At 74.0% G+C, this 24,382-nt stretch carries 20 protein-coding genes; 10 read left to right on the forward strand and 10 right to left on the reverse strand.

What is annotated here, in order from left to right; genetic code table 11:
- Positions 1–49 precede the first annotated feature (49 nt).
- Entirely contained in the window at positions 50–1,507 is a 1,458-nt protein-coding gene (locus tag HZS56_RS24200; protein WP_216722884.1) for an NCS2 family permease, read from the reverse strand.
- Positions 1,508–1,721: 214 nt separating this feature from the next.
- Here HZS56_RS24200 and HZS56_RS24205 point away from each other — a divergent pair, with 214 nt between their 5' ends.
- Together HZS56_RS24205 and HZS56_RS24210 are read left to right on the forward strand one after the other, a co-directional pair.
- Complete coding sequence (locus tag HZS56_RS24205) at positions 1,722–1,988, forward strand: DUF2530 domain-containing protein (RefSeq protein ID WP_216722885.1); 267 nt, start codon at positions 1,722–1,724, stop codon at positions 1,986–1,988.
- A 185-nt stretch (positions 1,989–2,173) separates the two neighbouring features.
- Positions 2,174–4,576, forward strand: coding sequence for an HAD-IC family P-type ATPase (locus HZS56_RS24210; protein ID WP_216722886.1), 2,403 nt, complete (start codon positions 2,174–2,176; stop codon positions 4,574–4,576).
- Positions 4,577–4,793: 217 nt separating this feature from the next.
- Here HZS56_RS24210 and HZS56_RS24215 read toward each other — a convergent pair whose 3' ends face one another.
- Positions 4,794–7,955: a sacsin N-terminal ATP-binding-like domain-containing protein gene (locus HZS56_RS24215; protein WP_216722887.1), complete on the reverse strand. Its 3,162-nt coding sequence runs from the start codon at positions 7,953–7,955 to the stop codon at positions 4,794–4,796.
- Positions 7,956–8,608: 653 nt separating this feature from the next.
- Positions 8,609–9,535 carry a DUF3027 domain-containing protein gene (locus HZS56_RS24220; protein WP_216722888.1) on the reverse strand — a complete coding sequence of 309 codons (927 nt, stop codon included), beginning with the start codon at positions 9,533–9,535 and terminating at the stop codon, positions 8,609–8,611.
- Positions 9,536–10,202: 667 nt separating this feature from the next.
- Between HZS56_RS24220 and HZS56_RS24225 the strand changes: the two genes are divergently transcribed.
- The 4 genes from HZS56_RS24225 to HZS56_RS24240 are packed head-to-tail and all read left to right on the forward strand — an operon-like array spanning position 10,203 to position 13,776.
- Positions 10,203–11,594: an MFS transporter gene (locus tag HZS56_RS24225; protein WP_216722889.1), complete on the forward strand. Its 1,392-nt coding sequence runs from the start codon at positions 10,203–10,205 to the stop codon at positions 11,592–11,594.
- Positions 11,595–11,652: 58 nt separating this feature from the next.
- A complete protein-coding gene (locus HZS56_RS24230; RefSeq protein ID WP_253914778.1) occupies positions 11,653–12,165 on the forward strand; it encodes a DUF2771 domain-containing protein in 513 nt (170 codons plus the stop codon).
- Positions 12,135–12,893 carry a futalosine hydrolase gene (locus tag HZS56_RS24235; protein WP_216722890.1) on the forward strand — a complete coding sequence of 253 codons (759 nt, stop codon included), beginning with the start codon at positions 12,135–12,137 and terminating at the stop codon, positions 12,891–12,893. Before HZS56_RS24230 ends, HZS56_RS24235 begins: the two co-directional genes overlap by 31 nt.
- The gene (locus HZS56_RS24240; protein WP_253914779.1) at positions 12,877–13,776 is read left to right on the forward strand and encodes a 1,4-dihydroxy-6-naphtoate synthase; all 900 of its coding nucleotides are present in this window, start codon (positions 12,877–12,879) and stop codon (positions 13,774–13,776) included. Before HZS56_RS24235 ends, HZS56_RS24240 begins: the two co-directional genes overlap by 17 nt.
- Positions 13,777–13,833: 57 nt before the next feature.
- Here HZS56_RS24240 and HZS56_RS38790 read toward each other — a convergent pair whose 3' ends face one another.
- Together HZS56_RS38790 and HZS56_RS24250 are read right to left on the reverse strand one after the other, a co-directional pair.
- On the reverse strand, positions 13,834–14,217 hold the full coding sequence (locus tag HZS56_RS38790; protein WP_003974650.1) for a cold-shock protein: 384 nt from the start codon (positions 14,215–14,217) through the stop codon (positions 13,834–13,836).
- 222 nt (positions 14,218–14,439) lie between these two features.
- A complete protein-coding gene (locus HZS56_RS24250) occupies positions 14,440–15,312 on the reverse strand; it encodes an aldo/keto reductase family oxidoreductase (RefSeq protein WP_216722891.1) in 873 nt (290 codons plus the stop codon).
- A 275-nt stretch (positions 15,313–15,587) separates the two neighbouring features.
- On the opposite strand from HZS56_RS24250, the gene HZS56_RS24255 reads away from it, so the two are divergent.
- On the forward strand, positions 15,588–16,460 hold the full coding sequence (locus HZS56_RS24255) for a LysR family transcriptional regulator (protein ID WP_216722903.1): 873 nt from the start codon (positions 15,588–15,590) through the stop codon (positions 16,458–16,460).
- 161 nt (positions 16,461–16,621) lie between these two features.
- Here HZS56_RS24255 and HZS56_RS24260 read toward each other — a convergent pair whose 3' ends face one another.
- From HZS56_RS24260 to HZS56_RS24270, 3 genes are read right to left on the reverse strand one after another with little or no spacing between them, the layout of a single operon-like run.
- A complete protein-coding gene (locus HZS56_RS24260; RefSeq protein ID WP_216722892.1) occupies positions 16,622–18,214 on the reverse strand; it encodes an MFS transporter in 1,593 nt (530 codons plus the stop codon).
- On the reverse strand, positions 18,211–18,621 hold the full coding sequence (locus HZS56_RS24265) for a RidA family protein (protein ID WP_216722893.1): 411 nt from the start codon (positions 18,619–18,621) through the stop codon (positions 18,211–18,213). The genes HZS56_RS24260 and HZS56_RS24265 overlap by 4 nt, the downstream gene beginning before the upstream one ends.
- Positions 18,618–20,183: an FAD-dependent monooxygenase gene (locus HZS56_RS24270; protein WP_216722894.1), complete on the reverse strand. Its 1,566-nt coding sequence runs from the start codon at positions 20,181–20,183 to the stop codon at positions 18,618–18,620. Before HZS56_RS24270 ends, HZS56_RS24265 begins: the two co-directional genes overlap by 4 nt.
- 54 nt (positions 20,184–20,237) lie before the next feature.
- On the opposite strand from HZS56_RS24270, the gene HZS56_RS24275 reads away from it, so the two are divergent.
- The 3 genes from HZS56_RS24275 to HZS56_RS24285 all read left to right on the forward strand — a co-directional run bounded on the left by HZS56_RS24275 (position 20,238) and on the right by HZS56_RS24285 (position 22,155).
- Complete coding sequence (locus HZS56_RS24275) at positions 20,238–20,882, forward strand: TetR/AcrR family transcriptional regulator C-terminal domain-containing protein (RefSeq protein ID WP_216722895.1); 645 nt, start codon at positions 20,238–20,240, stop codon at positions 20,880–20,882.
- A 264-nt stretch (positions 20,883–21,146) separates the two neighbouring features.
- A complete protein-coding gene (locus HZS56_RS24280) occupies positions 21,147–21,827 on the forward strand; it encodes a hypothetical protein (protein WP_253914781.1) in 681 nt (226 codons plus the stop codon).
- A 46-nt stretch (positions 21,828–21,873) separates the two neighbouring features.
- The gene (locus HZS56_RS24285) at positions 21,874–22,155 is read left to right on the forward strand and encodes a hypothetical protein (protein WP_216722897.1); all 282 of its coding nucleotides are present in this window, start codon (positions 21,874–21,876) and stop codon (positions 22,153–22,155) included.
- Here HZS56_RS24285 and HZS56_RS24290 read toward each other — a convergent pair.
- Both HZS56_RS24290 and HZS56_RS24295 read right to left on the reverse strand, forming a co-directional pair.
- Positions 22,101–22,778 carry an HAD family hydrolase gene (locus HZS56_RS24290; protein WP_374201200.1) on the reverse strand — a complete coding sequence of 226 codons (678 nt, stop codon included), beginning with the start codon at positions 22,776–22,778 and terminating at the stop codon, positions 22,101–22,103. The two genes, HZS56_RS24285 and HZS56_RS24290, sit on opposite strands and share 55 nt — an antisense overlap.
- Before the next feature lie 244 nt (positions 22,779–23,022).
- On the reverse strand, positions 23,023–24,087 hold the full coding sequence (locus tag HZS56_RS24295) for a hypothetical protein (protein WP_216722899.1): 1,065 nt from the start codon (positions 24,085–24,087) through the stop codon (positions 23,023–23,025).
- Between the last annotated feature and the right edge of the window lie 295 nt (positions 24,088–24,382).

Genomic DNA, 24,382 nt, shown 5'->3' on the forward strand with positions numbered 1-24,382 from the left:
CCCGCGCGCGTCTACGGGGTCGCCTGGGCCCGCGTCCACAGAGGGCGGCTCACGTCAGGCCCAGGGCCGGCATCAGGTAGTAGAAGGCGAAGACCGCCGACACCACGTGCATCGCCACCGGCACCTCGCGGCCCCGTCCGGCCGCCAGGCGCAGCACCGAGAAGGTGAGGAAGCCCATGCCGATGCCGTTGGTGATCGAGTAGGTGAACGGCATCATCAGCATCGTCACGAAGGCCGGGATGGCGATCGTGAAGTCGGACCAGTCGATCTCCCGGATCGAGCCGGCCAGGATCAGGAAGCCGACCGCGATCAGCGCCGGGGTGGCCGCCTGGGACGGCACCATCGTGGCGACCGGCGTGAGGAAGAGCGCCAGGGCGAACAGCGCGCCGGTGACGACGTTGGCGAAGCCGGTACGCGCGCCCTCGCCGACGCCCGCCGTCGACTCCACGAAGCAGGTCGTGGCGGAGGCCGAGCTGGCACCGCCCGCGGCGACCGCGACGCCGTCGACGAAGAGGACCTTGTTGATGCCCGGCATCTGACCCTCGGCGTCGGTCAGCTTCGCCTCGTCGCTGACGCCCATGATCGTGCCCATCGCGTCGAAGAAGCACGACAGCAGCACGGTGAAGACGAAGAGCACCCCGGTCAGCACGCCGACCTTGCCGAACCCGCCGAACAGGCTGACCTCGCCGACCAGTCCGAAGTCGGGCGTGGCGACGGGGTTGCCCGGCCACTCTGGGGTGGTCAGGCCCCAGGACGGGATGTCGGTGACGGCGTTGACGACCACCGCGACCACGGTCATCACGACGATCGAGATGAGGATCGCGCCCGGGGTCCTGCGCACGATCAGCGCGAGGGTCAGCAGCACGCCGAGGACGAAGATCAGCACCGGCCAGCCGTGCAGGTGGCCGCCGGTGCCCAGCTGGAGCGGCACGGTGGTCTGCGCGGCGTCGGGCATCCGGGTGACGAAACCGGAGTCGACCAGACCGACGATCATGACGAACAGGCCGATACCGATGGAGATGGCCTTGCGCAGGCCGTAGGGCACGGCGTTCATCACGCGTTCCCGCAGGCCGGTGGCGACCAGCAGCATGACGATGAAGCCCGCCAGCACCACCATGCCCATGGCGTCCGGCCAGGACATCCGCGGGGCGAGCTGGAGGGCGACGACCGAGTTCACGCCGAGGCCCGCGGCGAGCGCGATCGGCACGTTGCCGATGACGCCCATCAGCAGCGTCGTGAACGCCGCCGTCAGGGCGGTCGCGGTGACCAGCTGGCCGTTGTCGAGCTGGTGGCCGTACATGTCCTTCGCGCTGCCCAGGATGATCGGGTTCAGCACGATGATGTAGGCCATCGCGAAGAAGGTGGCGAAGCCGCCGCGGATCTCACGGGGCAGGGTGCTGCCGCGCTCGGAGATCCTGAAGTAACGGTCGAGGCCGTTCTGCGGGGGCCGGCGGTCCTCCGGCGGTTCGGGGGACGGGGGGACCTTGGCGGAGGCCGAGGTGGACATGCGGAACCTCATGCACCGACAGGTTCCCCCACGGCCGTGTCGGCGTTCCTGTTGGTGTTTCCTACGAATGAAAACAGTCAGAGACAAACGGGTTCAGTATGAACGTATGAGCCGCGGAGCGCTATCTCCGCGCGTAGACCCCTGGCGTCTGCCTGGCGGCTGCCTCGCGGAGTCCTGGCGAACCTCTGTCGGAACTCCCTCGTAAGCTGTACGCATGACGAAGTGGACACCCACGCACGAGGCGCCGGAGCCCCTGGAGGGCCCCGTGGTTCCGACCATCGTCGGCGGCACCGCCCTGTGGTTCGTCCTCTTCCTGGTGCAGCTGCCCTTCTACGGCTGGTTCGACGACCGCGGGCACGCCTGGTGGGTGTGGACCTGTCTGGCCGGGGCCGGGCTCGGCCTGATCGGCATCTGGTACGTCCGGGGGCGCGACGCCGCGATCAGGCGGGAGGCCGCCGCACGGGAGACCGCGGAGGGGTGACGAGCCAGGGGTACGGGCCACGGGGTGCGAGACCAGCGGGTACGGGCCACGGAGTGCGAGGCCAAGGGGTACGGGCCACGGGGTAGTACCAGGGCAGCACACCGCGCCGGAGTGCCTCGTACTCTGGTCGGATCTTCCCCCATTCCGGAGGGTGGAGCCGTAGGTCCGCACGTACCGTCGAACGCATGACGCATCTCGACGCGGACGACCGGCTCGATCCCGCGCAACCCGACGGCGCCGTCTCCGCTCCCGCCTCCCCGGCCGGGCTCACGGCCGCCCAGGTCGCCGAACGGGTCGCACGCGGCCAGGTCAACGACGTGCCGGTGCGCAGCAGCCGCTCGCTGACCGACATCGTCCGCGCCAACGTCTTCACCCGGTTCAACGCCATCATCGGCGTCCTGTGGGTGATCATGCTGATCGTGGCGCCGATCCAGGACAGCCTCTTCGGCTTCGTGATCCTCGCCAACACCGGCATCGGCATCGTCCAGGAGTGGCGGGCCAAGAAGACCCTGGACTCGCTCGCCGTCATCGGCGAGGCCCGGCCGACGGTGCGCCGGGACGGGACCGCCGCCGAGGTCAGCACCTCCGAGATCGTGCTGGACGACGTCATCGAGACCGGGCCCGGCGACAAGGTCGTCGTCGACGGCGTGTGCGTCGAGGCGGACGGGCTGGAGATCGACGAGTCCCTGCTGACCGGCGAGGCCGACCCCGTCGTCAAGCAGCCCGGCGACCAGGTCATGTCCGGCAGCTTCGTGGTGGCGGGCGGCGGCGCCTTCCGGGCGACCAGGGTCGGCCGCGAGGCGTACGCCGCGCAGCTCGCCGAGGAGGCCTCGCGGTTCACGCTGGTCCAGTCCGAGCTGCGGTCCGGGATCTCCACGATCCTCAAGTACGTCACCTGGATGATGGTCCCGACCGCGATCGGCCTGATCCTCAGCCGGCTGTTCGCCAAGGACAACGCGCTGGACGACTCGATCGCCCGCACCGTCGGCGGCATCGTCCCGATGGTCCCGGAGGGCCTGGTCCTGCTCACCTCCGTCGCCTTCGCGATCGGCGTGATCCGGCTCGGGCGCAAGCAGTGCCTGGTCCAGGAGCTGCCCGCCATCGAGGGCCTGGCCCGCGTCGACACCGTCTGCCTCGACAAGACCGGCACCCTCACCGAGGGCGGCATGGACGTCACCGGCCTGCGCGTCCTCGACGGTGCCGACGAGGCGTACGTCCGCTCGGTGCTCGGCGCCCTCGGCGCGTCCGACCCCCGCCCGAACGCCTCCCTCCAGGCCGTCATCGACGCCTACCCGGCCGGCGGGGACCGGCACCGCACCGACGCGCTGCCCTTCTCCTCCGCCCGCAAGTACAGCGGCGCCACCTTCCGCGAGAGCGACGGCACCTCCCGTACGTGGCTGCTGGGCGCGCCGGACGTGCTGCTGGCCGAGGACCACCCGGCGCTCGCCGAGACCGGGCGGCTCAACGAGCAGGGGCTGCGCGTCCTGCTGCTCGCCCGCGCCGCCCGCGCCCTCGACGATCCCGCGGTGGCCGAGGGCGTCGAGCCCTTCGCCCTGGTCGTCCTGGAGCAGCGGCTGCGCCCGGACGCCGCCGACACCCTGCGCTACTTCGCCGACCAGGACGTCAGCGCCAAGGTCATCTCCGGCGACAACGCCGTGTCGGTCGGCGCGGTGGCCGCCAAGCTGGGGCTGTCCGGCACGACCGTGGACGCGCGGCGACTGCCCGCCGAGCGGGAGGAGATGGCGGGCGCGCTCGACGAGGGCACCGTCTTCGGGCGGGTCACCCCGCAGCAGAAGCGGGACATGGTGGGCGCCCTCCAGTCGCGCGGCCACACCGTCGCGATGACCGGCGACGGCGTCAACGACGTCCTCGCGCTCAAGGACGCCGACATCGGTGTCGCGATGGGCTCGGGCTCGGAGGCGACCCGGTCGGTCGCGCAGATCGTGCTGCTCAACAACAGCTTCGCCACGCTGCCGTCGGTGGTCGCCGAGGGGCGCCGGGTGATCGGCAACATCACACGCGTGGCGACGCTGTTCCTGGTGAAGACCGTGTACTCGGTGCTGCTCGCGATCCTGGTCGTCTGCTCGCAGGTCGAGTACCCGTTCCTGCCCCGCCACCTCACCCTGCTGTCCACGCTCACCATCGGCGTCCCCGCCTTCTTCCTGGCCCTCGCCCCCAACAAGGAGAGAGCCAGGCCCCACTTCGTACGGCGCGTGATGCGGTACGCGATCCCCGGCGGCGTGGTGGCGGGCGCGGCGACCTTCGCGACGTACCTCGTCGCCCGCAGCCACTACTCCGGGCCCGGCGCGCTGGACGCGGAGACGAGCGCGGCGACGCTGACGCTGTTCCTGATCTCCATGTGGGTACTGGCGATCATCGCCCGGCCCTACACCTGGTGGCGGGTGCTGCTGGTGGCCGCGATGGGCCTGGCGTTCCTGGTGGTGCTGGCGGTGCCGTGGCTGCAGGACTTCTTCGCGCTGAAGCTGGTCGGCGTGACGATGCCGTGGACCGCGGTCGCCATCGCGGTGGCCGGAGCGGGGCTGCTGGAACTGGTGTGGCGGTGGGTGGACCGGCGCTTCCCGGTGTGATGCTTAGTGCCGGGGGTGCCGGGGGTGCCGGGGGTGCCGGGGGTGCCGGGCGTGCCTGAGGTGCCGGCGCGAGACGTCCGCCGGGGCCCGGTGGCGGGTGCCCGGGTGGCGGGTGCCCGGGGTGCCCGGGCGAGGCGTCCACCGTGTGCCCAGGCGTCCGGGCGTCCGGGTGCCCGGATGAGGCGTCCGCCGGGCGCCCGGGTGAGGGTGGAACCCGCTAGTCGAACCAGCGGTCCCGGGCCAGTTCGTCCGTGCGGGACTCGTCCTCCAGGAGGGCCGCCACCTCGAAGCGGCGGGGCCACTGGCCGGCCGCCCAGGCGAGGCCGGCGGCCACGCCCTCCAGGGTCGCGGCGTGCAGCACGCCGTCGTCGGTCAGCCGCCAGTCGATCTCCACGCCGTCGACGACCAGTTCCTCGTGCTCCACGTACGACGCCGGGGTCCGCGCCCCGAGCAGCACCCGCACCGGCTCCGGTACGTCGTGCTCGGTGCCCTCGGAGTCGACCCGGCCGGTGACGGACTCGCTCAGCCGCCGCACCTGGAACAGCTCGGCCAGCTCGGCGGCCCGGGCCGGGCGGACCGGCAGCAGCGGCACACCGGAGGTGAAGGGCAGCAGGTCCGGCGAGTCGACCACCACGGCGTCGGCGGCGTCCACCACCTCCACCCGCCCGTCGACGACGGCCCGCACCTCGTCCGGCAGGGTGACCTGCTCCGGGTCGAGGTCGGCCAGCGCGCCGTACAGGGCGTGCAGTTGGGCGGCCGCGACCGGGCGGTCGGGGTCGGCGAGCCGGTCGAGGAGTTCGGCGGCGCCGCCGGGCTCGTCGAGGAGGGCGGCGACCGACGTGCGCACGCCCAGCGCCCGCAGCACCTGCTCGTCCTCGAAGCCGGCCGCGTCGGCGTCGTCGTACAGGCCGCGCAGCAGCGGGTCGCCGCCCGCCGCGCGCAGTCCCGCCGGGCGGCGCCCGCCGAGCACCGGGTTCCCGCGCAGCCACCATGCGGTGTAGGGCCGTACGACCTCGTGGGTGCCGTCGGGCAGCAGGACGCGCACGGGCTGCACGAGCGCGTCGCGCAGCGGCGGCCGGGACAGCAGGGCGAGGGCCTCGGGCCAGCGGTCGTCGTCGACGAGGTCCAGGTCGCGCACGGCGACGATCTCGGTGGCGACCGGCGGCACGGGGCTGTCCGGGAAGCGGTCGAGGACGTCCTCGCTCCACACGTCCACGGCGTCCAGCAGGCCCGCGTCGTCCGGCTCGGCGAAGTCCCCCTCGCGGGGCTCCAGTTCGTCGGGGTCGAGGACGACGTCGGTGGCGCGGACCAGGGCGAAGGTGACGAGCACGCCGCACGCGGCCAGCGGCTCGGGACCCCACTTGGCGGCCAGCTCGGCGTCCACGCCGGCGAGTTCGTCCTCGCGCATGACCTGCGCGAACGGGCCGCCGGGGAAGACGAGTTCGCCCGCCGGGGAGAGTTCGCCGTCCTCGTCGGGCAGCGCGAGGGCGCCCAGCCAGGGCTCGTCCCCGGCGTCGAGCCCGGCGTCGCGGGCCAGGCCGAGGACGGTGTCGGCCAGTTCGTCGGCGTCGAGGGCGTCCTCCTCCCAGTTCGCCGCGCCCTCGTCGTCCAGGGAGGCGGCGACGGCGGCCCGGACCTGCGGGGTGGTGAGCACGGCGCGCGGGGTGGCCGGGAGGGCGCCGAGCTTCTCCAGGAGCGGGTGGGCGGCGTCCGGGTGGGCGATCTTCAGGCCGAGCCGGGTGAGGACCCCGGGGTCGAGGGAGGCGGCCTCCGGGGAGGGGAGCAGCACCTGCCGGGGCCCGATCGTCGTACGTCCCGCCCCGGTGCCGGGCGGCTGGGTGGCGTCCCCGGCCAGCGGCACCGGCAGTCCGGACAGCCGGTCGGGGTCGACCCCGGCCAGGCTGTCGTACAGCTCGCGCCACCAGCCGGGGGCCTTCTCCAGGCCCGCCAGCCGGTCGATCGCGTCGGTCAGCGGCACCCGGGCCACGCCCAGCGTGCGCAGCTCCGCGCGGCGTTCCAGACCGGCGGGCAGCAGGGTCGGCAGCACCTCGGCGAGGACCCGCACGGTGTCGGCGCCCGCGCCCTCCACCACCTCGGCGTCGCGGGGGCGCAGGGACTCCGGCAGGTCGTCGTCCTCCGCGCGCCGGTCCTCGGCGGGGACGGCGGGCGGCAGGAAGGCGGTGCGCGGGAGGCGTTCGAGGATCGCCCGGCGCAGCACGCCGTCCAGTTCGCCCCGGCCCAGCGCGCCGGGCACCAGGTCGATGAGGCCGGTGGAGACCGGCCGCCAGTCGGCGAGCAGACCGGCGTAGGCGTCGGCCGCGCGTTCCGTGAGGAAGTCGGTCAGCGGGCCGGTCGCGGTGTGCCGGCGGGTGGAGTCCAGCGGGAAGGACGCGATGAGCAGGGCGGGCACGCCGAGCGGCTCGTCGCTGGGCGTGGGCGCGTGGATCACGGGGCTGGTACGAGGGCGGGCGGGGGCGCCGTCGGCGTCCACGGGCACGGCCCAGGTCACGGACCAGTGGGGGCGCAGCCGTTCCTCCACCGGCCGGTCGGCCAGCAGGTCGGGGGTGAGGGGGCCGTGCGCGGTGGCGGTGCGCCAGCGGGTGGTGCCCGCGCGGGAGTCGTCCACGACGGTGAGGGAGTCCTCGCCGCGGCGGGAGAGCGTACGGGTCTCGTCCCCCGCCTCGATCACGACCTCCGCCAAGCCGGGCAGGGCGAGGAGCAGGGCGTCGTCCACACCGTGCAGGAGCCGTTCGGCGAGGTCGGCGGCGGCCGGGTCGCGCAGCGGGAGGATGACGGCCGTGTCGTAGGGGTCGGGGGCGCTGCCCTCGGCGGCGAACGGCAGCCGCAGCAGCGGGACGTGGCCGTCGCGCCGCCGGATCTCGTCGCCGAGGCCGGGGCTGTGCCGGGCGGTGTCGGCGGCCAGGTCGCGGGCCTCGGCCAGCGACCAGCGCACCCCGCCGTGCCGGCCGACGACGGCGGGCTCGTCGGTGACGGCCAGGACGGCGGCGAAGCCGACCCCGAACCGGCCGACGGAGCCGTCCCCCGCGTCCCGCTTGGCGGAGGCGCGCAGGGTGGACAGCGACTCGACGCCGGTCGCGTCGAGCGGCGCGCCGGTGTTGGCGGCGACGAGGACGCCGTCGCGCAGGGTGAGCCGCAGCCGGCCGGGTACGCCGGCCCGTGCGGCGGCGTCGGCGGCGTTCTGCGCCAGCTCGACGACCAGCCGGTCGCGGTAGCCGCCGAGGACGAGGTCCTCCTCCGCGTTGGCGTCCTCACGGAACCGGGCCGGGCTCGTCGCCCAGGCGTCCAGCACCCCGCGCCGCAGACGTGCCGTACCGAACGGGTCGGCACCCTCGGCGGCAGGCCGTACGAACATGCTCACGGTGACTCTCCTCATCGACGGACCACGAAGGTACCGCGAGGGCGGACCCGCACCGCTCCGGGACGACCGGACCGGCCGGGGCCGCTCAGGCCCTCCGCCGACGCCGCCCGGGCCCTGAGCAGGCGGTTCTCAAGAGACGAACGGGGGCTCCGACGCGGGCTGAGCAGGGCTGGGGAGCACCTGAGACGGGCTGAGCGCCCCTCGAACAGGCTGAGCAGCACCTGAAACAGGCTGAACAGCACCTGAGACGGGCTGGGCAATGCCTGAGACAGGCTGGGGAGCCCCGTGCACGGGCTGGGCGGGGACAGGGCGGCGACCAGGCAGGGACTTGGCCAGGGAGCGGGCAGGGACGGGTCAGGAACCGGGCAGGGACGAGCCCGGCGGGACCAGGACGAGCCCGGCACAAACCGCGGGACGGGACCCGGCACGAACCGCGGGACGAGCCCGGCAGAGACCAGGACGAGCCCGGCACAAACCGTGGGACAGGGCCCGGCACGAACCGCGGGACCAGCCCGACAGAGACCGAGACGAACCCGACAGAGACCGAGACGGGCTGGACAGCGCCAGGGATGAGCCCGGCAGGGACCCGGCAGGAACCGGGCAGGGACAACCGGGCAGGGACCGGGCAGGGACCGGGCAGGGACCGGGCAGGGCTACGAATGCCCCAGCTCCGCCGAGGCCGCGTCCTCCGTCGCCGGGACCGAGCCCGAGTCCGAGGCCGGCCGCAGCGGGAACGGGTCCACCCGCGTCTCGTCGATCACCGGCGGAGCCACCCGCGGCGGCTTCGGCATGACCGCGGCCTCCGAGTGCCCGCCGCACCCGTACGCCAGCGACACGACGTGGCCGTCGGCCGGGGAGAACTCGTTGGCGCACACGCCGAAGGCCTGTCCGAGCGAGCCGCCGATACGGGCCAGGAACCCGCAGCTGACACAGGAGGCGGGGGCCGCCTGGGCCATCGCGGTCTTGGGGCCGTAGCCCTCCTCCCAGCGGTCGGCGGCGACGTGCAGGCCGTACCGGGACAGCACCCGGGTGCGGCGCAGGCCCAGCTCCTCGGCGACCGCGGAGATCGTCCCGCGTGCCGGTACGGCGGACAGTTCGGCCGGCGGTCCCGCGGTGACCTCGGCGTCCTCGGCCTCGACCAGGTCGGCCATCTCGTGGGAGACGGCGGAGTTCGGCGGCGGCTCGTCCTCGCCGGTCCAGCCGGGCTCCAGGCGCAGGTCCTCGGCGTCGGTGGGCAGCAGGTCGCCGGGGCCCATGTCGCCGGGTTGCAGCCGCTCGCTCCACGGCACCCACTCGGGGGCGAGCAGCGCGTCGGGGCCGGGCAGCAGCACCGCCTCGTCCACGGTGACGACCTTGGCGCGGGAGGCGCGGGCCACGGTCACGGCCCAGCGCCAGCCGCGGTAGCCCAGCTCCTTGCAGGCGAAGAAGTGGGTGACGACCCGGTCGCCCTCCGAGACCATGCCGTCGTGCTCACCGACGACGCCGGGGGCGGCGGCCTCCTCGGCTGCGGCGCGGGCGAGGTCGACGGCCTCGGCGCACAGACGGTCAGGGGTGCGGCTTCGCGTTGTCGCTGCGCTCACAGGTATCGCTTCTCTCCATACGCCGTCTCACGAGTGCGCCGCTGCCTGCGAGGGGGCGGACGGAGCGGACCTGTGGACCGCGTCGACGTCCGCGCCCGATCGCGCTCGGGCGCACCTACGTCATCCATTCTGCGGGATGGCCGTACGGCGCGCGGCCGAGAACGTTCGCCACGGCGCGCTACGCACGCTACCTGCTCACGTGCCCTGGGCCTACACCGACGGGAGTTTCAGCAGAGTACGGTCCGGCAACGACCACGAGACCACCGGGTCCGCCCGGGGTGTCGCCGGGTCCTGCCCGGGATGTCGCCGCGTCCTGCCCGGGGGTGTCGCCGGGGTGTCGCCGGGGTGTCGTCCCGGCCCGCACGGGGCTCACAGCGCTGTCGCCGAAGCCGCCCCCGGCCCGCGGGGTCCGCGGGGTCCGCGGGGCCCGCGGGGCCCGCACGGGATGCCGCCCGCCCCGCCGCCAGGTGCCGTCCCGTCCCGGGCCGGGCTTCGGTGTCCGGAGTGTCCTCGCAGTCAGGCCTCAGTGGGCCGCAGTGCGGGGGGGCGCAGTGGAGGCGGCAGCGGGGCCGCAGCGGAGGCCGCAGTGTGTCATCGGTGCGGCTTCGGGAGCGTCGTCCGTGGCGTATGTGCGCTACAGCCCCGGCTCTCGGGGCACTATGACGGGGTGGCAGCCGCACGGACGGAGTTCAAGAGCGGGAGCCGGAGGCGTGGACCCGGCTCCCGGTTCCGTGCGTTCGGACGGGTCCTGCGCCTGCCGGTGACCGGCACCGCGCGCGGCATCCGCCGGGCGACGCACGCGCACGGGGCGGGCGAGTCGGGCCTCGGCAAGCTGATCGAACTGCACGGCGTGAACGGCGCGGGCGACGTCATGATCACCGTTGCGCTGGCCTCCACCGTCTTCTTCTCCGTACCGACCGACGAGGCCCGCGGCCGGGTCGCGCTCTACCTCGCGATCACCATGGCTCCGTTCACCCTCCTCGCGCCGGTGATCGGCCCGCTGCTCGACCGGCTGCCGCACGGCCGCCGCGCGGCGATGGCGACCGCCATGGGCGCCCGCGCGCTGCTCGCGCTGGTGCTGTCGGGAGCGGTCGCCACCGGCGGCATCGAGTTGTACCCGGCCGCGCTGGGCGTGCTGGTCGCCTCGAAGGCGTACGGGGTGGTCAGAAGCGCGGTCGTGCCCCGGCTGCTGCCGCCCCGCGTCTCCCTGGTGAAGGCGAACTCACGGGTCACGCTGTGCGGGTTGCTCGCCACCGGCGCGGCCGCGCCGATCGGGGCGGGGCTGCAGCAGGTCGGGCCGCGCTGGCCGCTGTACGGGGCGTTCGTGATCTTCGTGGCGGGCACGGTGCTGTCGTTCACGCTGCCGCGGAAGGTGGACTCGGCGCGCGGCGAGGACCGCGCGCTGCTCGCCTCGGACGAGGGGCACCTGCCGGGGCCGCTGCGGGGCCGGGCGAAGCGGCCGGGGCTGCGTACGGTCGGCCCGGCGGTGACGCACGCGCTGGCCGCCAACGCCGGGATCCGCTGTCTGTCCGGGTTCCTGATCTTCTTCCTGGCGTTCCTGCTGCGGGTGCACCCGATGACCGGGCAGAGCGCGGCGGTGTCGCTCGGGATCGTGGGCGTCGCGGCCGGTGCGGGCAACGCGCTGGGCACGGCGGTCGGCGCGTGGCTGCGCTCCCGCGCGCCGGAGATCATCATCGTGACCGTCGTCGCGGTCGTGCTGGGCACGGCGGTCACGGCCGCGGTGTTCTTCAGCGCCTTCCTGGTGGCGTGCCTGGCGGCGGTCGCGGGGTTCGCGCAGGCGCTGGCCAAGCTGTCCCTGGACGCGCTGATCCAGCGGGACGTGCCGGAACAGGTGCGCACCTCGGCATTCGCGCGCTCGGAGACGCTGCTGCAGGTCTCCTGGGTGCTCGGCGGCGCGGTCGGCATCGTGCTGCCGCTCAACGGCACACTGGGCCTGTCGGTGGCCGCCGCGATCGTCGCCGCCGGGTGGCTGGCGACCGTACGCGGCCTGCTCGACTCGGCGCGGCACGGGGGCCCGGCGCGCCCGAGGGTGGCGTGACCACGCCGCGCCGTACCCAGGTGGGGAGCGGGCCCCGGGCGCCGTATAGCCTTCGCCCATGACCACGTTTGCCCGCGGCACTGCCGCTATCGGACACGGCGTAGTGCGACGCCGCCGCGCCGTCGCCGCCGCCGGCGCCGTATCCGCCGGACTGCTCCTGCTGTCCGCCTGTGACGAGCCGACCCCGATGTCGACGGTCACGGTCGGCAGCGACTCGGTCAGCTCCGAGGCCACCTGCGGTGGCGACGACAAGGTCCTGGAGACCTCGGAGATCCAGAAGTGCCTCCAGGACGACAGCGTCAAGTCCATCACGGTCAACCCCGACGACACGGTCCGCTTCGGCGTCGACCCGGACGTCGCGGACCAGCGCTGGACGATCCTGATGAACGGTCAGCAGCTGACGGACGACACGGACAACACGTACCGGACGGTCCCGGGCAGCGTGTTCTTCAACGCCCAGTACGGCGCCCAGGGCGACTCCACGCTCGTCACCATCAAGGCCGGTGACGGCAAGACCGGCAGCGAGAAGGCGACCGGTCTGTGGTCCTTCAAGCTGAAGAAGGACAGCTGACCACGTCCTCCGCGCGCATCCTCGTCGCCACCGCGGTGCCCGTCGAACGGGACGCGGTGGCACGGGCGTTCCCGGGACCGGTCACCGAGCTGCCCCGCCCCGGGACCGTCCTGCACCGGCTCCCGGACGGTGGCCCCGACCTGCTGGCCGCCGGTGTCGGCCCGGCCCTCGCCGCCGCCTCCACCGCCGCCGCGCTGACCGCCGCGGCCCTCGACGGCGCCCCCTACGCCCTGGTCGTCTCGGCCGGCATCGGCGGCGGGTTCGCACCGGGCGCGCCCGTCGGCTCGCTCGTCGTCGCCGACGAGATCACCGCCGCCGACCTGGGTGCCGAGACCGCCGACGGCTTCCTGCCGGTCACCGACCTCGGTTTCGGCACCGTCACCCACCACCCGCCGCCCGGCCTCGTCGTCGCCGCCGCCGACGCGACGGGCGCCCGTCCGGGCACCGTCCTGACCGGGTCCACCGTCACCGGCACCGCCGAACGCGCCGCGCTGCTGCGCGAGCGCCACCCGCGCGCCCTCGCCGAGGCGATGGAGGGTTTCGGCGTCGCGGAGGCCGCCGCGGCACACGGCGTGCCGGTACTGGAGCTGCGTGCCGTCTCGAACCCCGTCGGCCCGCGCGACCGGGCCGCCTGGCGCATCGGCGAGGCACTCGGAGCACTGACGGAAGCCTTCGGGAAGCTCGCCCCCGTCCTCAGGAGTTGGACCCCACATGACGCACACGGCTGACACCGCCCACACTGCCGACACCACCGACTCGACCGGGACCGCCGGGACCCTGCGGATCTCGTACTCCCCCTGCCCCAACGACACCTTCGTCTTCGACGCCCTCGCCCACGGCCGCGTCCCGGGCGCCCCCGCCCTCGACGTGACGTTCGCGGACATCGACATCACCAACGGCATGGCCGAGCACGGCGAGTCGGACGTGCTGAAGGTGTCGTACGCCGTACTGCCGTACGTCCTCGACGACTACGCCCTGCTGCCCTGCGGCGGCGCGCTGGGCCGGGGCTGCGGCCCGCTCGTGCTGACGCGGGAGGCCGGCGCGGATCTGCGCGGCCGGACGGTCGCGGTGCCCAGCGAGACGTCGACCGCCTACCTCCTCTTCCGCCTGTGGGCGGCGGACACCGTGCCCGGCGGGGTCGGCGAGATCGTGGTCATGCCCTTCCACGAGATCATGCCCGCGGTGCGCGACGGGAAGGTCGACGCCGGACTGGTCATCCACGAGGCGCGCTTCACGTACCAGAACTACGGGCTGCACAAGCTCGCCGACATGGGCGAGCACTGGGAGCGGACCACCGGGCTGCCGATCCCGCTCGGCGCGATCATCGCCCGGCGCTCGCTGGGCGAACAGGCCCTGACCCGGCTGGCGGACGCGGTCCGTGCCTCGGTCCGGGCGGCCTGGGACGACCCGGAGGCGTCCCGGCCGTACGTCATGGAGCACGCCCAGGAGATGGACCCGGCCGTGGCCGACCAGCACATCGGGCTGTACGTCAACGAGTTCACCGCCGACCTCGGCGAGGACGGCTACGCGGCGATCCGCGGCCTGCTGACCCGCGCGGCGGCCGAGGGACTGGTGCCGGCCCTCGGCCCCGACGCACTGGCGTTCCCGTAGTACCGGGCCGGGAGCGCGGACCGGTGGACGGGCGGACGGTCGGGCGTCCCGGACGTCTCAGACGTCGAGCTGGTCGGCGACCGCGCGGAGCAGTCCGGCGATCTTCTTGCCGGCGGTCTTCTCGGGGTAGCGGCCTCGCTCCAGCATCGGTGTGATGTTCTCCAGGAGGGTCGTCAGGTCCTGGACGATGGAGGCCAGCTCGTCCGGTTTCTTGCGCTGCGCGGCGGCGACCGAGGGAGCCGGGTCGAGCAGGGCCAGGGACAGGGCCTGGTCGCCGCGCTGTCCGGCGACGACCCCGAACTCGACGCGCTGCCCGGGCTTGAGGCTCTCGACTCCGGCGGGGAGGACCGAGGAATGCACGAAGACGTCACCGCCGTCGTCGCGGGAGAGGAAGCCGAAGCCCTTCTCGCTGTTGAACCACTTGACCTTGCCAGTCGGCAAAGCACACGCTCCCTTGTCGCCGCCGGACTGGCCGGACGCCCATTGAACTGCCGTTGAGACAGCCTACCGGGGGTCTCCCCCACGGCACACGGCCTTAATCACGCCCGTGAACAGCACCGGGCCCCCGCCCGTGGGGGCAGGGGCCAGTGGGAATCCCGGGGCGCCGGCACTCCTTCTCCGCCCGGGTGTCAGCCGGGTGTCAGCCGGGTCGGAGCGGGTCGCTCAGCCGCCGATCCGGTCCAGTTCCACGAGGTCCTCGTCGGAGAGTTCCAGGCCCGCACCGGTGATGTTCTCGCGCAGGTGCGCCACCGACGAGGTGCCGGGAATGAGCAGGATGTTCGGTGACCGTCGCAGCAGCCAGGCCAGGGCGACCGACATCGGCGTCGCGTCCAGCCGGGCGGCCACGGCGGAGAGCGCCGTGGACTGCAGCGGGGTGAAGCCGCCCAGCGGGAAGAACGGCACATAGGCGATGCCCTTGCCGGCGAGGTCGTCGATCAGTTCGTCGTCCTGGCGGTGGGCGAGGTTGTACATGTTCTGCACGCACACGATCGGTCCGATCGTCTGCGCCTCGGCGATCTGTTCCGCGGTCGCGTTGCTCACCCCGAGGTGCCGGATCAGGCCCTCCTGCTGGAGCGCGACGAGCGTCTCGAACGGCTCGGCGAGGGAGCCCGGCAGGGTGCCCTGTGCGTCGCCGAGCCGGAGATTGACCACGTCGAGCGCGTCGAGGCCGAGGTCTTCGAGGTTCCGGTGGACGGCGCGGCGCAGGTCGTCGGGCCGCCGGGCGGGGGGCCAGCCGCCCTGCTCGTCACGGACCGCGCCGACCTTCGTCACGAGGTGCAGTTCGTCGGGATAGGGGTGGAGCGCCGCGCGGATCAGCTCGTTGGTGACGCGTGGCCCGTACGCGTCCGCGGTGTCGATGTGGGTGATCCCGAGCCGGACGGCCTCGCGCAGGACGGTGAGCGCGCCGTCGCGGTCGGCGGGCGGGCCCATGACCCCGGGGCCGGCGAGCTGCATGGCGCCGTAGCCGAAGCGGGTGACGGTCAGGTCGCCCAGGGCGAGGGTGCCGCCGGGCAGGGACGTGGGAGATGTGTTCATGCTGAGGTTTCTTTCCGTGTCTTTCCGTGTCTTTTTGGCGCGCTGAGCGCTTTCGCGCTGAGCCGGATCGCGGGCGGTTGCCTGCGCGGGGTGCTGCTCGCGCGCCGGATGCGGTGTCTCCCCGCTCTCCTGCGGGCCACCGGCGCGGGTCTTCGTCCGCGTACGCAGTCGATGTTCACTCGGGGACGGGCGGCGCATCCAATACCGATGCCGCGCGCTCTCATACCGGGCGGGTATCAGCGAGTTACGCTCTGGCCATGGACACCACGGACACCATGGACGCCTTGGAGACCCGTGAGCTGAGGTACTTCCTGACTGTCGCCGAGGAACTCCACTTCGGCCGCGCCGCCCAGCGACTCGGCATGGCGCAGCCGCCGTTGTCCCGGGCCGTCCAGCGGCTCGAGCGGCGCCTCGGTGTCCGCCTGCTGGAACGCGACCGCCGCGGGGTCGAACTGACCGGGGCCGGAGAGATGCTGCTGCACGAGGGCCGCGCGGCGCTCGACGCGACCACCGCCGCCGCACGCCGCACCCGCCGCGCCGGTGGCGCCGCCGGGCCGGGTGGACCGGGTGGGCCTCGCAGCCACCTGGTGCTGGCGGTGAAAGCCGGCGCGTCCCACGAGCTGCTGCACAAGCTCCTCGACGCCTACGCGGCCGAGCCCGACGCGGCCGAGATCGAGGTGCTGCCGAGCGGTACGTGCGAGCAGGAGGGGATGCTGCGCGACGGCCGTGCCGACGCGGCGCTCATGCACAAGCCCTTCAACTCCCTCACCGGCTTCGACAGCGAGGAGCTGATGACCGAGGGTCAGATCGCCGTGCTGCCCGCCAGACATCCCCTGGCCGCGCGCGGGTCTCTGTCCATGGCCGACGTCAGTGACGTCCCCGGCCTCCCCCTCGCCCGCTGGTCCCGCCACGGCACGTTCCCGCCCGGCCCCGGCCCCGAGATCCACGACCAGACACAGCTGGCCCAGCTGATCGCCCTGGGGCGCACCGTGGCCGTCTACCCGGACTCGGCCCGCGCCTGGCTGTGGGCGGAACACGCCGCCGTCCCCCTGACCGACGCGCCCCCGGTCGTCACCCACCTCGCCTGGCCCGCGCACAGCCGCTCACTCGCCCTGGCCGGACTGATCCGCACCGCCACAGGACTGTGACCGCCCACGTCCGCGTCCGCGCCCACGTCCACGTCCCGGAGTGACGCGGGGCCCCGGACCGGATGCCCGGGAAGGATGCTTGCTCGACGCGGAGGCCCGGCACAGCCGTCCGGCGCGGAGCAGGGCGCCCGTCGCGCGGAACGCCCGCTCCCCGCGGGGCGTCACACGCGCTGGGCGGTGCGTTTGCGTCGTGCCGGCGGCCTCCGGGCCACGGCGCTCTCGCCGCCCTCGCCCCGGGACGTACGGGTGAACAGCGTGACGAGCACGGCCGCCCCGCACACTCCGGTCGCGACGAGTGCGGCGGTGTGCATGGCACCGAGGAAGGCCGGTCCGGCGGCCGCCACCGCCGCGGGGTCGCCCGTGGCGAGCGCCGCGCCGAGCGATTCGGACGCCGTGTCCCGCACACTCGCCGGGGAACCCTGGAGACGGTCGTGCACCGCGCCCGCGTAACGGGACCACAGAACCGATCCGAGCACGGCCACGCCGAGCGCGCTGCCGAGCTGGCGCAGCGTGTTCAGCAGCGCCGACCCCGCTCCCGCCCGCTCCGCGGGCAGCGCCGAGGAGGCCAGCGTGGTGCCGGGGGCGAGCGCGAGGGCGAACCCCAGCTGCAGGGCGAACGCGTCCACGACGAACCAGCCGACCCCGGTACGTGCGCCCAGCGCGGTGACGCCCGCGAAGGCCCCGCCCATGATCGCGAGGCCGGTGGCGATCGTCGCCCGGGCACCGAACCGTTGCGTCGCCCTGCGCGAGAGCGGAGCGCCGACCACCAGGCCCGCCGACAGGGGTATGAGCAGCAGCCCGGTCCGCAGCGGTGAATAGCCGCGCAGGATCTGCAGGTAGAACGTGGTGAAGTACAGATAGCCGAACACGACGAACGAGCCGAGGGTGAGGGCCACCGCGGCGACGGTGAACGAGGCGTTTCTGAAGAGGCCGACGTCGAGCAGCGGTTCGCGGTGGCGGGCCTCGGCCACGGCGAGGCCCGCCAGGACTACGGTGCCGACCGCCGCGGGCAGCCAGGTGCCCACGTACGTCCACCCCTGGTCCGTGGCGTGCACCACTCCGAACAGCAGCAGACCGATGCCGGCCAGGGACGCCGCGACGGGCGCCACTCGCAGTTCTCCCCGGCCGCCCGCCGGGATCGCGGGGATCCACGCCCATGCGGCCGCCAGGCCGAGGAGCGCGAGCAGGGCGACGAGTTCGAGGACCGACCCCCACCACAGGCCCGCGCTCAGCAGGGCCCCGCCGAGCAGCGGGCCCAGTGAGATGGACAGCCCGGAGGCGGCCGCCCACGAGGCGATGGCGCGAGCCCGTTCGCCGGGCGGGAAGACGCGCAGGATCACCGCGAGGGTGGTCGGCATGATGGCGGCCGCGGCCACGCCCGTCAGCGCACGCGCGGCGATGATGGCGGCGGACGAGTCGAGCAGGCCGGTGACCGAGGTCGTGACGGCGAAGGCGGCCGACCCCCACACGAGAAGCCGTTTCAGGCCGAACCTGTCGCCCGTGTTGCCCGCGACGAGCAGGAACGCGGCGAAGGTGAGCGTGTAGGCGTTCAGGAACCACTGCTGCTCGGTGGTGCTCGCGCCGAGGTCCTCCTGCATCGTGGGCAACGCCACGTTGAGGACGGTGCTGCCCAGCAGGACCGCCGAGACGGTCAGGGTGAGCGCCAGAAGCGCCCGCCCGGGCCGGACCGTGCCCGTGCTCGTGCCCGCGACTGTGTGGGTGTGGGTGCCGGTGTCGGTGTCGGTGTCCGTCATCCCACGAGCTCCTCCGCCGCGGAGGGCAGGGCGATCACGCACTCGACCTCGATCAGGAACTCCGGGGCGAACAGCTGCGCCACGCCGACCAGGGTGGACGAGGGCGGAGGCGTACCGTGCAGGGCGCCGAGGAGGGCCGGGGCCAGCCGCGGGGCGTAGTCCACGACGTAGACCGTCTCCTTGACGATGTCCTCGCGCCCGGCGCCGAGCGCGAGGAGGACGCGGTCGATGCGGCGCGCGATCTGCTCGACCTGTGCCACGTGGTCGCCCTCGCCGACGACACGGCCCTCCTCGTCCCAGGCCACCTGCCCGCTGAGGAAGGCGAGGTCGCGGCCGGAGGGGACCGACACCTGGCTGATCAGGTCGGGAAGGCCGAAGACGCCGTCCGGTTCGATGCGGTGGATCATGCGTGGTGCCTTTCGGGCTCGGGGTGTTCGGGCTCGGGGTGGTGGAGGGCCGCGACGGCCTTCCCGGTCTCGGCCGACAGCGCGTCGGGGTCGGTTTCGTCCGACGCCCAGCCGACGTATCCGTCCGGCCTGATCAGGGCGGCGCTGACGGCGGCCCAGGCCGGGCGGGACTGCTCTCCGCCCGGCGGGCACCGGTACCGGTTCGTACGGGCGTCGACGCCGCCGGTGCCGAGTCCGTCGACGCGGCCGAAGTCGACGAGGACGGGGCGGCCGTCCCTCAGGAGGTCGAACAGGTGCTCCGTGTCGGAGAGCCGCAGGTTGGGGGCCCGGTGCCCCGTCAGCGGATGGTGGTGCGGGCCGGGCGGCGGGTACTGCACGGACAGCCCCGAGAGGCGTCCCGCCAGAGCGTCCCGGAGCTGCGGCTGCTGCGCGATCAGCTTGCCCAGCAGAGACCGCAGCGCGCTTCCCTGCGGCGAGAAACCGGCCATGAGGGCGGTCTGGGCCTGGGTGTGCTCGATCGTGTCGGCGCCCACGGGGTGCCGCTCGTCGTGGTAGGTGTCCAGCAGCGCGTCGCCCGCCCGGCCCTGGAGGGTCGCGGCCAGTTTCCAGCCGAGGTTCATCGCGTCCTGCACACCCACGTTCAGACCGACACCGCCCATCGGCATGTGCTGGTGCGCCGCGTCACCGGCCAGCAGGAAGCGGCCCTTGCGGTAGTGCCGGGCCAGCCGGCTGGTGTTGCCGTAACGGGACAGCCAGGACGGGCTGTGCATCCCGTAGTCCGTACCCGCGATGCGGCGGACCCGCGCGCGGATCTCCTCGAGGGTCGGCTCGCCCGGCCAGTCGGTGCGCAGGTCCTCGGGTGAGTGCAGCGCGATGCGGTGGCGGCCGCCGGACAGCGGGACGAGCATCAGCGTGCCGTCGGTCGTCCACTCGCTCGTGACGGGCCCGGACGGCGGGTCGGCGAGGACCACGTCGGCGAGTGCCCCGAGCGCGGTGAAACGGGTGCCGTCGAAGTCGATCCCGGCGCGCTCCCGCACCAGGCTGCGCGTGCCGTCGCACCCGACGACGTAGGCGGCCTCCAGCACGTAGGCACCGTCCGGCCCCTGGACCGACACGGCCACCTCACCGCCGTCCACCACGCCGTCGGCCACCTCACCGCCGGTCGCCTCGGCGCCGGTGGCCGCGCAGTCCGTCACCCGGTGACCGCGCCGCACGTCCGCCCCGAGGGCCACGGCCCGCGCCTGCAGCAGCTCCGTGGTCCGCGCCTGCGGAATCGTGAGGGTGAACGGGAAGTCGGTGTCCAGCGGACGGAAGTCGAGACGGTCGTCGAGGACCGCGAAGTGCCCGCTGGGGATCCGGCCGCCCTCGGCCAGCAGGTCGCCGTGTGCGCCGCGCAGCGCGAGTGTCTCGATCGTCCGGGGATGAACCGTCAGCGCCCGGGAGTGCTGGTCGATGTCCACGTCCTGTTCGAGAACCACCGTGGGGACGCCTGCCAAGCGCAGTTCGCAGGCGAGCCACATGCCCGTCGGCCCACCGCCGACGACGACAACGTTCTTTCCCATACCCAGCCTCTCTAACAGTGACCAAGAGCGATGGGACCCAGATATACTCGATCGGTGACCAAGAAACAAACCGCCGACCGCGCCAAGGTCGGGATCACCCTCGACCACGTGGTCGGCGCGGCATTCGACGTACTCGACCGGGGCGGCGTCGCCAAGCTCTCCACCCGGACCATCGCGGCGGAACTCGGCGTCAGCATGAACACCGTCATGTGGCACATCCGCACCAAGGACCGGCTCCTGGACACGATGGCCGACGCCGTCCTCGGGGAGGTCTCCCTGGAGGACCTGCCCGGTCAGGGGCACGAGCAGGCGGCCGAACTGGTGCGGCGACTACGCCGGGCGATGCTCGGGCACCGCGACGGCGCCCTGCTCGTGGCGGGCACCTTCCCCGCGGAACCGCGGACCCTCGCCTTCACCGACCGCCTGATGACCGCGCTCCTGGAGGCCTGCCCCACTCCGAGGACTGCGGCGTGGACCGCCTGGAACCTCTTCTACTTCACCCTGGGCCTGGTCCAGGAGGAACAGGCCGCGCCCGCCGACGAGCGCGAGCGCCTGCGCGCCAACGTGGACGCACAGCGCTTCGCCGCCCTGGACTCGGTGTTGGAGGAGTTCATGTCCGTCGACTTCGAGACGCGGTTCCGCTTCGGCGTCGAGCAGATCCTCCGCTCCGCCGCAGCCACGGCGGCGCCCGAGGGGTGAGGGCCACCGGACGCGGCCCCTGCTGCGACGCCCTCGTGCCGGCCGGTCCGCCCCCACGCGCCGACAGGCCCGTGCGCTCCCCCTCTCCCGCCCGGCGCTCCCCCTCTCCCGCCCGGCGCTCCACTTCTCCGGCACGGCGCTTTCCCTCCCGCGGCGGAACGCGCCGCACAGCACGGTCGTCCCGGGAGACAGCAGGTCGGCATCCGACCGGCCCGGCCCTGCCTGCCCAATATCTTCGTATATCTGCTTATGAGGTGTTCCACGTTGAACCTTGCCCGACGTCTTGCTTCCTCCGGCGCTCCTGTCGTCGCCGTCCTCGGCCTGGCCGGTCTCGTCGGCGGCGTACTGGTCGGACAGGACGGACTGCAGACCGTGGTGGGCTGCGGCCTGGTGAGCGACGCCTACGCCTCCCGGACCGCGGCCGACTGGAAGGCGAACGCGGACCACGTGGTGGTGGCGGCACCGACCAGCGAGCGGGAGACCAACAGGGAGGACATGGGCGAGGGAGCGCTGGAGTACACGGTCGACCGGTCGGTGGCACTGCGCGCGGAGGAGGTGCTGTGGTCCGCCGAACGCCCCCGGCAGACGCTGGCCGAGGAGTTCGAGATGACCGCGCCCGGCTGGTCGGTGTACCGGAGCGGCACGCGGATCAAGAAGACGGCCCCGTCCGCCTCCCGGCTGGAGACCGGCCACACCTACATCCTCGCCCTGCGCTGGTCCGAGGGCCAGTGGGTCGTCCTCGGGCAGGGTGCCGCCGTGCCGTTCGACGATCAGGTGGTGGGGCGGGGGGAGTGGTGCGGACGGGTGCTGAGCGAGGAGGAGGTCGCCGCCGGAGAAAGGTTTTCCCGCAAGAGCAACAACAGCCTGGAGAAGACCGCGTGGGGCCAGGGCAAGCAGGTTGTCGTCCGTGAGCTGGAGAAGGCGGACGCCCCGAAGAGGCAGTAGGCACCGGGCACCGGGGCGGGCGGGGGCCGGGAACTACTCTGGTCGGGTGCGTGAACAAACCCGAGTGAACTCCGCCGCGCCCGGCGACCGGCTGATCCGGGCCGGAGCGGTCGTCTTCTTCGTCGGCGCCGTGGCCACACTGGTCACGGTGGCCCCGCTCCTGCTGGGTACGACACCCTTCCCCACCTACATGTTCGGGCTGAGCATGCTGATGGGCGTGGGCTTCCTGGTCGCGGGGGCCGGGGTGATCCAGTCGATCGCGGCCGGGCGGCGTCAGGCGCGGGCCGCGTCGAGCCCGCCGAGCCCCTCGGCGTCGCCGTCCCGGTAGGCGACGAGCCAGGCCGGAAGCGCGGTCAGGTCGGCCAGGACGACGTCGGCACCGGCCGCGCGCAGCTCCCGCGCGTCGCACGGGCCGGTGGGCACGGCCACCGAGCGGGCGCCCGCGGCCCGGGCACCGCGTACGTCGCCGACGTGGTCGCCGACGTAGACCTCCGCGCCGTGCTCGCGCAGCGCGACCGCCTTCTGCTCGGCCCACAGGCCGCCGATCACGGCGTCCGGCTCGATGCCGAGGTGGGCCAGGTGCAGCTTGGCGTTGGGCTCGTGCTTCGCGGTGACGACGACCGCCCGCCCGCCGCCCTCGCGCACCGCCTCGACGGCCTCACGGGCGCCGGGCAGCGCGGGCGTCGGCTCGACCGCGTACGCCGGGTAGATCTCCCGGTACAGGTCGGCGACGGCCGGGATCTCCTCGGCGGGGAACCAGTGGGCCAACTCCTCGGCCAGCGGCGGCCCGAGCCGGGTGACGGCCAGGTCGGCGTCGACGTACGTCCCCGTCCGCGCGCTCAGCTCCAGGTAGCAGGCCCGGATGCCGGGGCGCGAGTCGATCAGCGTCATGTCGAGGTCGAAACCGACGGTGGGCGCGGGGCGGCTGGTCGTGGAGGACATGACTCCCATTGTGCCGGGCGCCGCCACGGGGCCGGCCGGGCCCCGTCTGCCTCGTTGGCTCCCGGCCCCTTCCGGTCGGCCCGAACGGTCCGGGTCACCCCCGTCCGGCCCTCGGCCGGTCCCGGGCAGCCCGTCCGCCCCCGGCCGGTCCCGGTCAATCCGTTCCCCCCTCCCCCCGGCCGGTCCCGGCCCGGTCAACCCGGACGGCACCCGTCAGGCGCGGGGCGGGGTGCGCCCACAGCGGCGGTGCCCGTCAGCCGCGGGGTGCGCGGGAGCGCCAGAGTAGGTAAAGGGCGGTGGCGACGGCCGCGGTGCGCAGTACCCAGGGCCAGGTGTCGGCGACGGCGTCGTTGATGTGCCCGTCGGCGATCGGGTCGCCCCAGCGCCCGTCGACACGGCCCCACAGCCAGACGGCACCGGCGGCGGCCACCGTGCCGGGCAGGCCCAGCACCGCCCACTTCGACTGCGCCGGGGTCAGCCGGCGGGAGAGGTAGGCGATCAGCCAGCCCAGGCCCAGCGGCACGAGGCTGCCGAGGACGGCACCGGCGACGAGCAGGGCGGCGGCGAGCAGCAGGAGGGGGTTGTTCCAGCCGCCGTCGGGCCACACGCGGGGCAGCCGGCGGCGCCCGGTCCCCCCGGCCGTACCGGGGACCGGCTCGACGATCTCCGCCGCCTCCACGGGTTCCTTTCCGCCCGGTGCGCCCTGTTTCTCCGCCTCGTCCTCCGGTCCGGGCGGCGGCTTGAGCAGCTCGGGGATCTCCACGCCGCCGACGAATCCGGGCACGCTGTCGCCGAGGCCGCCCACGCCGGCGAACGGTGCGTCGTCGACCCGCCACCAGTCCGGCTGCGCGTCCTCGCCGTCGCCCAGTTCGTGGGCGCCCGCCCGGTGCGGAGGGGAGGCCGCCGCAGGGGCGGCCGGGGGCGGCGGAGCGGGCCGCCGCCTGCCCTTGCGCCACTCGACACCGCGCCGCTCGGTGCCGCGCCGCTCGGTGCCGCGCGGTTCGCCGGTGGGCGGGGCGTCGCGGGGCGCGGGGTCCCGCTGCTCGGGTACGGCGGTGGGGGACGGCGCGGCCTGCTGCCGTACCGGGCCGGTGCCGCCCGCCGCGGTGACGAGGTCGTCGGGGCTGCCGAGCCGGTCCAGGATGCGGCGTACGGCCGCGGGGCTGTCCACGGTGGTCCTGGAGCGGTGCCGGTCGATCTCGTTGCGCAGCTCGGACACCAGCCGCATGCGGTCCGCCGACGGCAACTGCCGCTGCTGGGCCACGTCGCCGACACGGCTCAGATACTCGAAGACGACCTGATCGCTCTCGATCCCCACGTTCCCCTCCGGGACGGTGCGCGGCAAAACCCGTCGCACGACGGTACCGAACCCGGCATGCGGCTGCGGACAGCCGCACCGGCCGGGCGGGTGCGCGGGGTGCGGGGTGCGGACAGTCGTGCAGGCCTGCCGACCGAGCGACCCGCCCGCACCTCCGCCCCGTAGCACCGTCCCGTGCCTCCGCCCCGTACCGCCGTCCCCGTGCTTCCCACCTCGTACCGCCGCCCCGGTACCTCCACGCCGTACCGCCGCCCCCGTACGAACCCCCGCGCACCGGACACGCAGACCCCCCGAA

The organism is Streptomyces mayonensis (genome assembly GCF_018982965.1).
GTDB lineage: Bacteria > Actinomycetota > Actinomycetes > Streptomycetales > Streptomycetaceae > Streptomyces > Streptomyces mayonensis.